Origin of the sequence: Alistipes sp. cv1 (genome assembly GCF_900240235.1) — a bacterium.
GTDB lineage: Bacteria > Bacteroidota > Bacteroidia > Bacteroidales > Rikenellaceae > Alistipes_A > Alistipes_A hominis.
On record NZ_OEPW01000003.1, the window covers coordinates 259,976 to 274,062 of the forward strand.

The 14,087-nt window shown below is 56.9% G+C and carries 8 protein-coding genes; 7 read left to right on the top strand and 1 reads right to left on the bottom strand.

What is annotated here, in order from left to right:
- Positions 1 to 179: 179 nt before the first annotated feature.
- Positions 180 to 2,486 carry a PAS domain-containing protein gene (locus C1A08_RS07060; RefSeq protein ID WP_101572351.1) on the top strand — a complete coding sequence of 769 codons (2,307 nt, stop codon included), beginning with the start codon at positions 180 to 182 and terminating at the stop codon, positions 2,484 to 2,486.
- 117 nt (positions 2,487 to 2,603) lie between these two features.
- Here the strand turns inward: C1A08_RS07060 and C1A08_RS07065 are convergent, their stop codons facing one another.
- Positions 2,604 to 4,907 carry a hypothetical protein gene (locus C1A08_RS07065; protein ID WP_101572353.1) on the bottom strand — a complete coding sequence of 768 codons (2,304 nt, stop codon included), beginning with the start codon at positions 4,905 to 4,907 and terminating at the stop codon, positions 2,604 to 2,606.
- 191 nt (positions 4,908 to 5,098) lie between these two features.
- Between C1A08_RS07065 and C1A08_RS07070 the strand changes: the two genes are divergently transcribed.
- The 6 genes from C1A08_RS07070 to C1A08_RS07095 all read left to right on the top strand — a co-directional run bounded on the left by C1A08_RS07070 (position 5,099) and on the right by C1A08_RS07095 (position 14,066).
- Positions 5,099 to 6,121, top strand: coding sequence for a LacI family DNA-binding transcriptional regulator (locus tag C1A08_RS07070; RefSeq protein ID WP_101572355.1), 1,023 nt, complete (start codon positions 5,099 to 5,101; stop codon positions 6,119 to 6,121).
- 85 nt (positions 6,122 to 6,206) lie between these two features.
- Entirely contained in the window at positions 6,207 to 8,843 is a 2,637-nt protein-coding gene (locus C1A08_RS07075; RefSeq protein ID WP_101572357.1) for a family 78 glycoside hydrolase catalytic domain, read from the top strand.
- Positions 8,844 to 8,870: 27 nt separating this feature from the next.
- On the top strand, positions 8,871 to 11,294 hold the full coding sequence (locus C1A08_RS07080) for a glycoside hydrolase family 2 protein (protein WP_101572359.1): 2,424 nt from the start codon (positions 8,871 to 8,873) through the stop codon (positions 11,292 to 11,294).
- 12 nt (positions 11,295 to 11,306) lie between these two features.
- Positions 11,307 to 12,278, top strand: coding sequence for an ROK family protein (locus tag C1A08_RS07085; RefSeq protein WP_055205333.1), 972 nt, complete (start codon positions 11,307 to 11,309; stop codon positions 12,276 to 12,278).
- Positions 12,279 to 12,280: 2 nt separating this feature from the next.
- Positions 12,281 to 12,871: an SIS domain-containing protein gene (locus C1A08_RS07090; RefSeq protein WP_055205334.1), complete on the top strand. Its 591-nt coding sequence runs from the start codon at positions 12,281 to 12,283 to the stop codon at positions 12,869 to 12,871.
- 37 nt (positions 12,872 to 12,908) lie between these two features.
- Positions 12,909 to 14,066, top strand: coding sequence for an MFS transporter (locus tag C1A08_RS07095; RefSeq protein WP_101572361.1), 1,158 nt, complete (start codon positions 12,909 to 12,911; stop codon positions 14,064 to 14,066).
- Positions 14,067 to 14,087: the final 21 nt, after the last annotated feature.

Sequence of the window (14,087 nt, forward strand, 5' to 3'; positions counted from 1 at the left end):
GGCCGGGAATGCGCCGGTGGCGACGTTTTGCGTTATTTTAGGATGTAAATATGTATCTGCAAGAGGATTGCGGGACTATAAAAAAGTGAACTTTTTCACGAATTTCCGATGATTCTCATTACGAAGTTGTATATTTGTAAAATTAGTTATAGCAGATTAATTTATTCACACGGACAAGGATGGTCAGGGAAGAGCAATTGCTGAAAAGAATTCAGGAACTGGAAACGGAAAACGAGAAGCTTCGCACACAACTGAATCGTCGTACTTCCGGCGCCGTCGACGGCGCCGCCGAACAAACCCGGGCCAAATACGCGGATCGGATATTGGATACCTTGCCCGATATGATGACGGTGTGGACCAATTCGGGGGTTATTACGGAGCTGATTTCGTCCGAAGAGACCAATCATGTGGGCGTTCCGTCCGAACGGTTCATCGGGATGAATATCCGGGAGCTGTTGCCGGAGGAGGCTTATCGAAACGTGCGGGCCAATCTGGATCACGTGCTCGAAACGAAAAGAGGTTCTACCGGGCGGCACGACCTGACCGTGGACGGCGAACTCCGGCATTACGAAAACCGGATCTGGCCGCTCGACCGGGACAAAGTGTTGTGTATGTGCCGGGATATCACCGAGGCGGTGCGTACCCAAAAGGCGATGAACGACGCCAACAAGCGGATGAAGCTGATCGAGCAGGTGGTTTCGCTCGGGTATTGGTTCTATTATTCGGAAACCAACGAATTTTATGCCCCGGATATCCTGCCTGTACTGCTGGAACGGGAGAGCGGAGCCGATTCTGTGAATGCCGACTACTATTTCGAGCATTTCGTCCATCCGGACGACCGTGAAAAAGCGCGCCAGTTGCTGCATTATAATCCGGAGCTGGGAGAAAAAGATTACATCGAGTTTCGGATCGTTACCGACGACAAAGTCAAATACCTGCGTCACCGGGTTCTTCGGGAGTCCGTCGAAAAAGGACATCGCGTCGTCGAAGGGTACGTGCAAGACGTAACGCCGATTATCGAGCGTTACCATGAACTGGAAATCCTGAAATATGCGGTGAATAATGCCAGCGAAGAGATTTTCTGCTGTTCGCTGGACGGCATGTTCCGTTTTGCCAACCGGACGTTCCTGTCGCACCATCGGATTACGGACGACGTCGCGAAATATAGTCTGAACGATCTCAAAGAGGGACAGTATGCTCCGGACGGTTTCGAGGCCCTGGTCGATAGGTTGCGGCGGAACGGCGGGGTGTTGCAGAATACGTGCTCCTACGAATTGCCCGACGGCGAGTCGATCACGATGGAGTCGATGGTTTACCTGTTGGACGATTCGTTTTCGGATCAGAAGGTCGTCTGGTTTTTCTGCCGGGACGTTACCGAGCGAGTCAGACAAGGGAACGAGTTGAAAGAACTGAACCGGCTGATGGAAGCGATTCTCGATAATATCCCGGTATACCTGTTCGTGAAAGACCCGAACGACGAGTTCCGTTATCTGTACTGGAATCAGTCGTTCGTCAAGCATTCGGGAATTCCGGCTTCGCAGGTGATCGGGAAGACCGATTTCGAAATTTTTCCGAATCCGGCCGATGCGGCTCATTTCCAGCGCGACGATCTCGAATTGTTGAAGCGGGGCGAGTTGCCGCCTTTCGAAGAGGAGTATTCCGTCGTAACCGGCCAGAAGCGGATCGTCAATACGGTGAAGATGCTGGTTCCGGTCGAGGAACGCAAGCTGCCGCTGCTGATGGGGATTTCGTGGGATATTACCGAACGCAAAGTGATCGAGACCGAGTTGCTCGAAGCCAAAGTGAAGGCCGAGCAGTCCGACCAGTTGAAAACCGCTTTCCTGGCCAACATGAGCCACGAAATCCGGACGCCGCTGAATGCCATCGTCGGCTTTGCCAAGATACTGCCCGAAATTACCGACGAGATGGAGCGCGCTTCGATCATCAATATCATCGACACCAATTCCGATCAATTGCTGATGTTGATCAACGACATCCTCGACCTGTCGAAGATCGAGGCGGGAACCATCGAGTTCGTGGACATCCCGGCGAACCTGACCGATCTGTGCCAGAATATTTACTGCACGCTGATCGAGAAGACGGCTCCGGGCGTGCAACTGGTATTCGAGGGCGCTTTCGACAATCTGGTGACGCTTTGCGACCCGGGCCGGTTGTCGCAGGTGATCGTCAACCTGATTACCAACGCGATCAAATTTACCAAAGAAGGGTTCATCCGTTACGGGTATCGGCTCAGGGAGGATCGGGTCGAGTTCTATGTGGCGGATATCGGCCTGGGGATTCCGGAGGACAAACTGAGCACGATTTTTACCCGTTTTACGAAATTGAATTCATTCATTGCGGGAACGGGGCTCGGACTGGCCATCTGCCGGATGATCGTCGAACGGCAGCATGGGAAAATATGGGCCGAATCGAAACTGGGCGAAGGTTCGATATTCCGGTTTAATTTTCCTTACCGGAAGTGCTGATTCCTTTTGGTCCGATGTTCGTCTCGGCTGTAAGCGGCTGGTTTGTAAAATATTGATTTTGGGTTGTGGCAGAAAAGGCGGGAGATTTATCCCGCCTTTTCTGTTTGATACGGCCGGTTACGGCCGGATATTGAACGTGTACTTCTCTCTGTTCTGCAACCGGTCGACGGTAATCCATGCCCATCGTGCGTCTCCGGCCGGTTCGGTGCGGACGACCGTGCCGTTCACGGTAACCCGGTCGCACGTGAACGGTCCGGCCCTGAATTTCAGCGTATCCAGGTTTCCTTTGTTTTCGATCGAAAACGAGGCGGTTTGCACGTTATTTTCCGGATAGGTCGCCCGGTAGCTGATTTTCGCTTCGCTGCCGGGAACGGTCAGGTCGTTTACTTCGACGTTCCATGTTTTCGGCAGCCGGGGCATGATCTTGACGACGTTGCCCTGCGCTTTCGAAGTGCCGGCCGCCATCAGGATCGTCCGGACGGTTTCGTTCTGCTGCACGAAATTGCCGAGATCGCCTTGGCGCCGGTACATTCCCTGCTCCCGGCTGTACGACGCGCCTTCCGGGACGATGAACGGCTTCGGCAACCTCGGGCTGTAACACAGTTTCGAAAGATTGGTCAGGAACCGGTCGTAATCGTCGCTCCGGTCGAGCAGCATCGAGGTCTGCGTGATGATGTTGTGGTCGTATCCGAGTCCGCGCGGCCCGAAGAACGCGTTGCCGATATAACGGTCGATATCGCTCCGGTAGGTGTTGTCGCAGAGCGAATACCATGCTGCGGGCGCGTCGTTGCGGACGTCGTAGCCCACGTAGTCGGCGTAGATCGACATCGACGGGTCGTGGAAAAATCCGAACTTTTCCGGGTTCCACTGCCGCCCGTCGGAGAATCCGTCGAGGATCGCCCGCTCCATCCGGTCGGCCAGTTCGGTCCATACCGTCGCTTCGCGGGTTTTGCCGGCCGCCTGCGCCATTTCGACGTACATCCGCACGCCGAGGTAGCACGGGATGTTGGCGAACATCGTGTAGTCCATCATGGCGGCTTCCGTTTCGCCGTACATCAGTCCGTTCTTGTTGAACGATATGTCGGGGTTTTTCATCGCCCAGTCGATGTAGTGCACCGCTTCGTTGACGTATGTCCAATTGTCGAGCACCCACTGCGGGTCGGCTCCGCCGTTGCGCCATACGTTGGCGATGCTCATCATGGTCAGTCCGTGTCCGTCCGGTTCGCTGTTGCCGAAGTTCTGGTAGTCGTCCCCAAAAAGTTCTTTTGTGTACTGCGTCGGCCAGTTGGCTACCGGGACGAGCACTTTCGAGTATTCCATCGGTTTGTTCGGGATGACGCTCCAGTGCCCCGGAATCCGTTTGCCGAGCATCGTCAGTCCGTTGTCCGGGTAATACATCAGGCATTTGTGCAGAAAATCGACCGATTTCTGCGTTTTCGGCAGCAGATCCAGGTAGGAGAGGATTCCCAGCGCCCGGTTCCGCGAATACATCGCTCCGCAATAGCTGTTCGCTTGCGGAACCCAGGTTCCGAAGCCGTCGTACCGCCATGACGGGGCTCCCGGCGAGCTTTCGTCGATCATTCCGTCGTCGCGCATTTTGGTCAGGATATCCTCGACGTTGTAGTAGTACACCTGCGTCAGGATATCGGCGAAACGGTTGCCGGTAAACGAAATCCGGGCGCGTTCGTAGGTTTCGGGATATTTGAACGCAGGAGCTTTCTTAAAATCGCTTTCGAATGTGTAAAGGCGGCGGCGTATTCGTTCGATCTCGCGGCGCATCGTGTCCGGGCGTCGGCTGTCGATCGTATGCGTGTCGAAAAACGGATCGGCCGCATCGACCGGTTTGCCGCCGGAGAGCGTTTTCCGCTCGTCCGAACGGAGCAGATATCCGCCGTCGAACACCGGTTCCCCTGCTTTGCGGGGATTGTCGGCGAGCCGGATTTCGCGGATCGGTTTGGATTGTATTTTCACTTTGATGGCGGTCTGGTCGTTTCCTTCGAATCCGCCCTGCAACTGAAGCGCTTTCCGCAGGCAGGCCGTCATGGCCGGTTCCGCCTCTTCCGTTTTGAACGGGGCTCCTCCGTCGCGCCAGTTCGCTTTGAACCACATGGTGTAGCCGAAGATCAGCGGAATTACGTCGGCGGTTCCGTCCGCGTAGGCGATCACGATCTCGCCGGCCCGGTCGCCGATGAACAGGTTTTCCGATTCCACGAGACTGCCCCAGGGCGGGGTGCCGCGGTCTTCCGAGTTGTATCCTCCGACGAAATAGATGTATTCGCCTTGCGGATTCTGCTGCGAGGGCCGGAACGGCATTTCGAACCATCCGTCTCCGACGAGACGCGTCCGGGCGTCTTCCGCCGCTGCGCCGCCGGGCGTCAGCAGCAACGAAAGAGCGATGATCTTGTAAATGTTTTTTTTCATGCGGGTTAAGTTTTGGGTTTGTCAAAAGTAATAAATAAATAGGATAGATTTTTGAAAAAAATATCCGCTTTGTTCCGTTTTTTTGCGATTTAATTTGTTATTTTTGGAAAAAGAAGTAATTTAGTGCGGATTTAACCGATTAAGTGATTTAAAAGTCGATTCGGGGTAGCATATCCCGTTTTTCCGATCGTATGAAAACTTCGTTGAAAGATATCGCCGAAGAGCTTCGCCTGTCGAAAACGACCGTTTCGTGGGTGCTTTCAGGTCGTGGGAACGAGCGCGGGATCAGCCAGGCGACTCAGGACAGGGTCAAGCAGTGCGCCCGGCGAATGAACTATCAGCCCAATCTGCTGGCTCGCAGCCTGAATACCGGGGTGTCCAGCACGATCGGCCTGATTCTTCCTTCTATTTCCGACTCGTTTTATTCGCAAGTCGCCCGCGAAGTCGAGATGGAAGCCGAACGGCACGGCTATTCGCTGATGATATGCAGTTCGGAGTCCGAAGGCGAGCGGGAGAACCGGATGATCCGGATGTTCCGCGCCAAGCAGGTCGACGGGATCATTCTGGCCCCGACCAAGATTTCGAAGACGGAGATCCGGCAGTTGGTCGACGACGCGTTCCCGCTGGTCGTTTTCGACCGTTATTTTTCGGAACTGAAAACCCATTATATAATTATCGACAACGAACAGAGCAGCTACCGGTTGGTGAGCCACCTGATCGAGCGGGGAGCCCGCCGGATCGCCATCGTGACGACCAACCCGCATCTGACCACGATGGATCAGCGGCGTGCCGGCTATGCCCGGGCGCTGACGGAAGCCGGTCTTCCTGTCGATCCCGACCTGTACGGCGAGGCGGCGTTCGTCGGTTACGAAGAGAACGTGTTCCGCGCGCTCGACCGGATTTTCGCCAAGGCGCCCGACGTGGACGGTTTTTTCTTTACGACCCATATCCTGGCGCTCGAGGCGTTCCGTTATTTCCACGGCCGCCGGATCGACATCAACGACGGTTACGGGCTGGCCTGTATTCACGAGGTGCCTGCGATGAGCGTGTTGGCTCCTGCGATGAACGTGGCGCGGATGCCGGTCGGGGAGATCGGGCGCAACGCGGTGCGGATGCTGCTGGGCGATATCCGGAACCGGGGCAGTCTGCCGCGGTCTGCCGATCGGGAGTTTGAGTCGCTCGTGCTGCCCTGCGAACTCTGCTTCCGGGATTGACGGGACTTTTTTTGAGGGCAAGAAACTTAAACGATTAAGTAACTTTTATCCGGGTCGGAATGCCCCGGAATTAAAAATAAAAACTATGACAGGATATCGGATAAATACGGTTTGCGCCGGGGCGGCGCTGACGGTGTTTTTGTTGTCCGGCTGCGCGCAGCGTCGGGCGGAAATCGCGGATATGCGGTGCGAATACATGAGTTCCCCGATCGGAATCGGCGCGAATACCCCGCCGCGGTTTACATGGAATTATACGGGCGACGACGATTTCGTGCAGCAGCGCTGCCGCGTGCGCGTCGCTTCGACGAAAGCGGCGCTGGCCGATTCGTTGGCCGACGGCGACGTATGGTCTTCTCCGGAGATCGTTTCGGTGAACGGTTTCGCGCAGTACGACGCGCCGCAGCCGCTGGAGCCCCGTACCCGTTATTATTGGAATGCGGTGGCCTGGGGCGATGACGGACGGATCGTCGTGTCGCCGGTCGACAGCTTCGAAACGGCGCAGGCCGACCTGTCGGGCTGGACGGCCCGCTGGATTACCGACGGACACGACAAGCGCTTCGCTGCGGCGCCGATGCTGCGCAAATCGTTCGACGTAACCGGAGAGGTACGCGACGCGCGTCTTTACATGAGCGCAGCGGCTTACGGGAAGATGCGGTTGAACGGCAAGCCGGTTACGCCGAACCGCCTTGAGCCGGGTTATACGCATTACGACAAACGGAACCTGTACGGTACCTATGACGTGACCGGGTTGCTCGTTCCGGGCGAAAACGTGCTTTCGGCCGTTCTCGGCAACGGGTTTTATAACGAAGACGCACCGGTCGCTACCTGGGATTTCGAAAACGCGCGCTGGCGCGACCGGGCGCGGATGATCGGCGAGCTGCATATCGTTTATGCGGACGGTTCGCAACAGGTCGTCGCATCGGACGGCACGTGGAAAACGGCTACCGGGCCGTACGTGCAGAACAACATTTACAGCGGCGATACGTATGACGCCCGGTTGGAGATTCCGGGTTGGGACGAACCCGGTTTCGACGATGCGGCGTGGAGCGCGGCCGTCGAGATAGAGGCTCCGTCGCCGCTGCTGGTGGCGCAGACCGCCCCGGCGATCCGTGCGACGCGCGAGATCCGTCCGGTTGCGGTAAAATCGTTCGGCGATACGGTGTATGTTTTCGATTTCGGCGAAAACATGGCCGGAGTATGCCGTTTGTCGGTGCAGGGAGAGAAGGGTACGAAGATCACGATGCAGCACGGCGAATTGCAGAAAGCGAACGGCCGCGTCGAAATGGGGAATATCGACATCTATTACAAACCGTTGCCGGGTCTCGCTTTCCAGACCGATACCTATACGCTGAAGGGCGAAGGCGTCGAGACGTTTACGCCGGATTTTACGTATCACGGTTTCCAGTATGTCGAGGTCAAATCCGACCGTCCCGTGAAGTTGAACGAAGAGAGTCTGACGGCCTTGTTCGTGCATACGGCTGTCGAGCCGGTCGGCACTTTTAGTTGCTCGAACGAATTGATGAACAAAATCTGGAAGGCCACCAACCAATCTTACCTGTCGAATCTGCACAGCATCCCGACCGACTGCCCGCAGCGCGAAAAGAACGGTTGGACGGCCGATGCGCACATTTCGATCGACCTGGCGCTGCTGAACTTCGACGGCATTCGTTTCTATGAAAAATGGCTCGACGACTTCGTCGACAACCAGCGCGAGGACGGAAGCATCTCGGGGATTATCCCGAGTTCGGGATGGGGTTACGCCGACTGGATCGGCCCCGTATGGGATGCGGCTATGTTCATTATTCCGAATGCGTTGTACGACTATTACGGCGACAAGCGGGCGATCGAGAAAATGTACCCGGTGTGCGAAAAATACCTGGGTTACTTGCAGGCGCGCGAAGACCAGGACGGTACGGTGACTTACGGAATCGGCGATTGGGTGCCCTACAAGACCCAGACCCCGACGGATTACACGACCACCTGTTTCTATTACCTCGACCAGGCGTTGATGACGCGTTTTGCGGAACTGACCGGTCGCGACGGAGCAGCCTATGCCAAAAAAGCGGAAAATCTTAAGGAATTGATCAATAAGAAATATTTCAACGCCGACAGCGCGACCTATGCCAACGGTTCGCAGGCCGCCCTTGCGACGGCGCTGGCGCTCGGGCTCGTGCCGCAGCAGTACGAACAGCGAGTGGCCGACCGGCTCGCACAGTCGGTCGAAGCGTCGAACGGACACCTCGATTTCGGGATGCTCGGCAGCAAGTTCGCGCTGCGGATGTTGACCAAATACGGATATGCCGACCTCGCGTACCGGATGGCGGCGCAGGAAGACTGCCCGTCGTGGGGCGGGTGGATCAACCGCGGGTTCACGACGCTGGCCGAAACGTGGCAGCTTTCCGAAGAGTTCCGCGACGCGTCGATCAATCACGTGTTCCTGGGCGATGTCAGCGCCTGGATGTATAACGACTTGGCCGGGATCAATTTCGATCCGCAGCAGCCCGGTTTCCGTCACATTCTTTTCCGGCCCCATTTTGTCGAGGGACTCGACTGGGTGAAAGCCGAATACCGTTCGGTCAACGGCCCGATTCGTTCCGAGTGGAAGCGGGACGGCGGAAAAGTGCGGCTGACCGTCGATGTTCCGGTCAATACGACCGGGACGGTAATCGTCGGGGACAAAGAGATTCCGGTTTCCGCCGGCGTGCATGAATTCAAATTTTAAAAAACGATAAACTTAAAGAACGAAACGATGAAAAAGAACCGAATACTCGGATTTTGTCTGAGTCAGTTGTTGTTGCTGGGGACGGTCGCGTCCGCATCGGGCGCGACTGCGCCGGCGGCTCCGGTTTCGCTGGACGGCGAGTGGGAACTCTCTTACTGGCCCCAACCCGAAAAAGCCGTGACCGATCCGGCGGCGCTCTCCGGGATCGAAGTGAAAACCATTCCTGCGAAGGTGCCCGGTAACGTCGAACTCGACCTGCTGGCCGCCGGCCTGATCGACGACCCGATGATCGGAGCCAACGTGAACAAACTGCGCGCCTGGGAGGGGTATCAATGGTGCTATACGCGCCGGTTCGACGCTCCGAAACTGGAGCCCGGACAGCGCGCCGAACTCTGGTTCGGCGGGATCGACTGCCTGGCCGACGTCTGGGTCAACGGCAAACATGCGGGCTCGTCGGCCGATATGCTGATCGAGCGCAGTTTCGACGTGACCGATCTGATCGAACAGGGCGGCAGCAATACGGTACAGGTTATCATCCGTCCGGTTGTGCTCGGCGCGCAGGATCACCTGCTCGGCTCGTTCAGCATGGGTAATTTCGCGACCGAAGAATCGGTCTATATCCGCAAGGCGCCGCACATGTACGGCTGGGACATCATGCCCCGTCTGGTGAGCGCCGGACTGTGGCGCGGCGTCGAACTGCGCACGCTCAATCCCGCGCGTTTCACCGACGTCAATTGGGTGACGACGCACGTCGATACGGCTTCGCGCAACGTGAGTTTGTTCGTCGATTTCCAGACGAGACTGCCTTTCGATCAATACGACAAGGCGAAAGTCCGTTTTACGTTGACGCGTGACGGCAAGGAAGCCTACCGGGGCGAGCAAGTGCTGTTCGCGCATGCCGGACGGATCGTCGTGAACCTCGAAAAGGCCGACCTGTGGTGGCCGCGGGGGTACGGAGAACCGGCCCTGTACGAAGCCAAAGGCGAATTGATCGGCGCCGACGGACAGGTGCTCGATACGGATGTCAAGCGGATCGGCCTGCGTATCGTGCAACTCGATCTTTCCGATATTCATTTGCCCGACGAGCGCGGAAAATTCTGTTTTATCGTCAACGGCGAGAAAATTTTCGTACGCGGCACGAACTGGGTTCCCCTCGACGCGCTGCACAGCCGCGACGCGGCGCAGTACGAGAGCGCGATGAAATTGGTGACCGACGCCAATTGTAACATGGTGCGTTGCTGGGGCGGGAACGTTTACGAGGATACCCGCTTCTTCGACCTGTGCGACGAGAACGGCATTCTGGTTTGGCAGGATTTCGCGATGGGATGCTCGTTCTATCCGCAGCGCGCCGATTTCCTGGATCAGCTTCGCGAGGAGGTCACCTCGGTCGTGTTGAAACTGCGTAACCATCCGTCTCTCGCATTGTGGGCCGGTAACAACGAGGACGATGCGAATCTGTTCTGGAGCCGCTTGCAGCCGTTCCATCTCGATCCGAACCGCGACCAGGTTTCGCGCCATGTGATTCCCGAAGTCCTTTATGAGTTCGATCCGACGCGCCCTTACCTGCCCAGCTCGCCCTATTACAGCGAAGCCGTGTGGGAGAAGGGGAGCCTCGAACAATACCTGCCCGAAAACCACTTGTGGGGACCGCGGGGATATTACAAAGACAAGTTCTACACGACGGCTCCCTGCACGTTCGTCAGCGAGATCGGCTATCACGGCTGTCCGAACCGCAGCAGCATCGAGAAGATGATGACCAAACAGGGCGTCTATCCGTGGACCGAAGGCCGTAAATGGAACGACGAATGGATCACCAAGTCGACCCGCCGCTACGAGGCGTGGGGGCCGACGATGGATCGCAACAATCTGATGCTGAATCAGGTGAACATTCTGTTCGGATCGGTTCCGGACGATTTGGACGATTTCGTTTTCGCATCGCAGTCGGTACAGGCCGAGGCGATGAAGTATTTCGTCGAGATGTGGCGCAGTCGTAAGTTCGAACGTACGGGCATTATCTGGTGGAATGTGCGCGACGGCTGGCCGATCATTTCGGACGCCGTGGTCGACTATTACGGTTCGAAAAAGTTGGCTTACTATTTCCTGCAGAACGTGCAGAAAAACGTCTGCCTGCTGATCAACGATCCGGTCGACGGGGCCTATCCGCTGGTTGCGGTGAACGATACGCGCCTTCCGGCCGAAGGGACGGTGACGGTTACCGACGTGGCGACCGGCAAGGAAGTGTTCAAGGGCAGCTACAATGTCGGCCCCAACGGGCGGCAGTGCGTTTCGAACCTGCCCGTGATGAAGGGACAGGGAATGTTGCAGATCCGTTACGATGCGAACGGCGAAAGTTGCAGCAACCACTTCCTGTACGGCGAACCGCCCTACAAGCTGAAAGAGTACAAGGGATGGCTCGACAAGACGAAAATGTATACGAACAAAGATAAATAGCGGTCGGTTGACATGAAAACGAATATCATCGGAGTGGATGTCGGGGGAACCAAATGTGCGGTGACCTACGGGCAAAAGGAAGGTTTCGAGCTGCATATCCGGGAGAAGATCCGGTTTGCGACGACCGGTGTCGACGAGACGATCGCCAACATCGTCCGCGCAGTGGACGATGTGATGCGAAAGAACGGATTGACGGCCGGCAATACGGCCGCGATCGGAGTCAGTTGCGGCGGTCCGCTCGACAGCCGTACCGGCGTAGTGATGTCGCCGCCGAATTTGCCTGGCTGGGACAACATCCCGATCGTCAAGTTGTTGGGCGATCGTTTCGGTATCCGCACGGGGATTCATAACGATGCGAACGCCTGCGCGTTGGCCGAATGGAAATTCGGGGCCGGCATCGGTGCGCGGAACATGGCTTTTCTGACTTTCGGCACGGGGCTCGGCGCAGGGTTGATCCTCGACGGGAAGCTCTATGCCGGAACGAACGACAACGCCGGCGAGCTGGGGCATATCCGTCTGTCGGATTTCGGCCCGGTCGGCTACGGTAAGTGCGGTTCGTTCGAAGGATTCGCCAGCGGCGGCGGGATCGCGCAGCTCGCGCGGTTCAAAGTGAGCGAAAAGCATCAGATGGGCCAACGGGTAAGCTGGTGCGCGCCCGGACAACTGGATGAGATTACGGCTCGGGACGTGGCTGATGCGGCCGCTGCCGGCGACGAGCTGGCTCTTGAGATCTACCGGATTTCGGCTACGTACCTCGGCCGCGGGCTTGCGATCGTAATCGACCTGATCAATCCGGAGGTGATCGTTATCGGGGGCATTTATACGCGCAACCGGGAGATGATGGAGCCTTTCGTGCTGCGGGAGATCGAGCGCGAGGCGCTGTCGCACGCCCGGCGGGTTTGTTCGATCCGTCCGGCTGCGCTCGGCGAACAGATCGGTGATTATGCGGCGCTTTCGGTAGCCGCGGATTTAATAAAGGAATAATTATGGGAATCATAGAAAACAGTTTGCATCAGGCGGAGACGGCGTTGCACGAGTTCATTTCGGACCCGCAGACGCCCGTGCTGATGGAAAAGGCGGTCGCAATTTTTAAACAGGCGCTCGATAAAGGGTGTAAAATCATCAGTTGCGGCAACGGCGGCTCGCTGTGCGATGCCGCGCATTTTGCCGAAGAGCTGACCGGGCGTTTCCGAGGCGACCGCCGTCCGTTGCCGGCCATGGCGATCAACGACGCGGCTTACATGACCTGCGTGGGCAACGATTTCAGTTTCGACCAGATTTTTGCGCGTTGGGTCGAGGCGTTCGGACGCGAAGGCGACGTGCTGCTGGCAATCAGTACCAGCGGCAATTCGGGCAATGTGGTGATGGCGATCGAGAAGGCCAAAGCCTGCGGTATGAAGGTCGTTGCGCTGACCGCCAAAGGGGGGAACAAGCTCTCCGAGTTGGCCGACGTCGCGATCTGCGCTCCGCGCACCCCGCACTCCGACCGCATCCAGGAGATCCATATCAAAGTGATTCACATTCTGATCGAAGCGCTCGAAGACGCGATCTTTTACGCTTCGGATGCGAAGCGATAAACCGGCGACGGGCCGGATAACCTAAAACCAAAAACAAATGAATTCGAAAACTTCGTTGCTGAAAATATTGCCCGTGATGTTCGGATTTTTCATCATGGGTTTCGTCGACATCGTCGGCATTGCGACCAGTTATGTCAAGAGCGATTTCGCGGGCCTGAGCGACTCGGTGGTGAATATGATCTCGTTGTCGTGTTTCCTGTGGTTCCTGGTGCTGTCGATCCCGACGGGGATGCTGATGAACCGCATCGGGCGCAAAAACACCGTGCTGCTGAGTTTCGCCGTCCATGTGCTGGCGATGTGTATGCCTCTGATCGCTTACGATTTCGCGTCGGTGTTGATTGCCTTCGGGCTGATCGGAATCGGAAATACGCTGTTGCAGGTGTCGATGAATCCGCTGGTGATGGAAGTCGTTACCAAAGACAAGCTGACCGGAACGCTGACCCTCGGGCAGTTCGTCAAGGCCGTCAGCTCGTTCGTCGGTCCGATCCTGGCCGCCTGGGCCGCGGGGACGTTCTTCGGGTGGAAGATGATCTTCCCGATCTATGCCGGCGCCTCGCTTGTGGCATTGCTGTGGCTGTGGTTGACGCCGATCCGGGACATCCGCGAGAAATCGACTAATATTTCGTTCCGGGCGACTTTCGACCTGCTGCGCGACAGCCGGATCGTGGCTTATTTTATCGGTATCCTGGTGCTGGTCGGCGTGGATGTCGGCATGAACATGACGTTCCCGAAACTGCTGATGGAACGGTGCGGCCTGGAACTGACCGACGCCGGTATGGGCAATAGCGTCTATTTCTTCGCCCGCACGGTCGGAGCTTTCCTCGGCGGTATCTTGCTGATGAAGTATTCCGAAAGCAAGTTCTTTACGTACAGCACTTACATCGCGCTGCTCGGACTCGTTCTGATGCTGCTGAGCGAGAACCTGTGGTTTATCCTCGGATGCGTTGCGGTGTTCGGCGTGGGCTATGCGAACCTGTTCTCGATCATTTTCTCGCTGTCGCTGAAACGGGTTCCCGAAAAAGCCAACGAAGTTTCGGCGTTGCTGATCGTCGGCGTGTCGGGCGGCGCGGTGTTGCCGCCGCTGCTCGGCGTGGTGACCGACCTGTTCGCCACGCAACTGGCCGCCGTCATCATGCTGGCCGTCGCCTGGCTGTATATGGTCTGGCTGACCGGACAAATCAAAACAAAAGCATAAATCCTGAAATCAAACGAACCG

Coding starts and splice junctions, on each gene's coding strand:
- C1A08_RS07060 (WP_101572351.1), top strand. CDS start 180: ATGGTCAGGGAAGAGCAATTGCTGAAAAGAATTCAGGAACTGGAAACG.
- C1A08_RS07065 (WP_101572353.1), bottom strand. CDS start 4,907: ATGAAAAAAAACATTTACAAGATCATCGCTCTTTCGTTGCTGCTGACG.
- C1A08_RS07070 (WP_101572355.1), top strand. CDS start 5,099: ATGAAAACTTCGTTGAAAGATATCGCCGAAGAGCTTCGCCTGTCGAAA.
- C1A08_RS07075 (WP_101572357.1), top strand. CDS start 6,207: ATGACAGGATATCGGATAAATACGGTTTGCGCCGGGGCGGCGCTGACG.
- C1A08_RS07080 (WP_101572359.1), top strand. CDS start 8,871: ATGAAAAAGAACCGAATACTCGGATTTTGTCTGAGTCAGTTGTTGTTG.
- C1A08_RS07085 (WP_055205333.1), top strand. CDS start 11,307: ATGAAAACGAATATCATCGGAGTGGATGTCGGGGGAACCAAATGTGCG.
- C1A08_RS07090 (WP_055205334.1), top strand. CDS start 12,281: ATGGGAATCATAGAAAACAGTTTGCATCAGGCGGAGACGGCGTTGCAC.
- C1A08_RS07095 (WP_101572361.1), top strand. CDS start 12,909: ATGAATTCGAAAACTTCGTTGCTGAAAATATTGCCCGTGATGTTCGGA.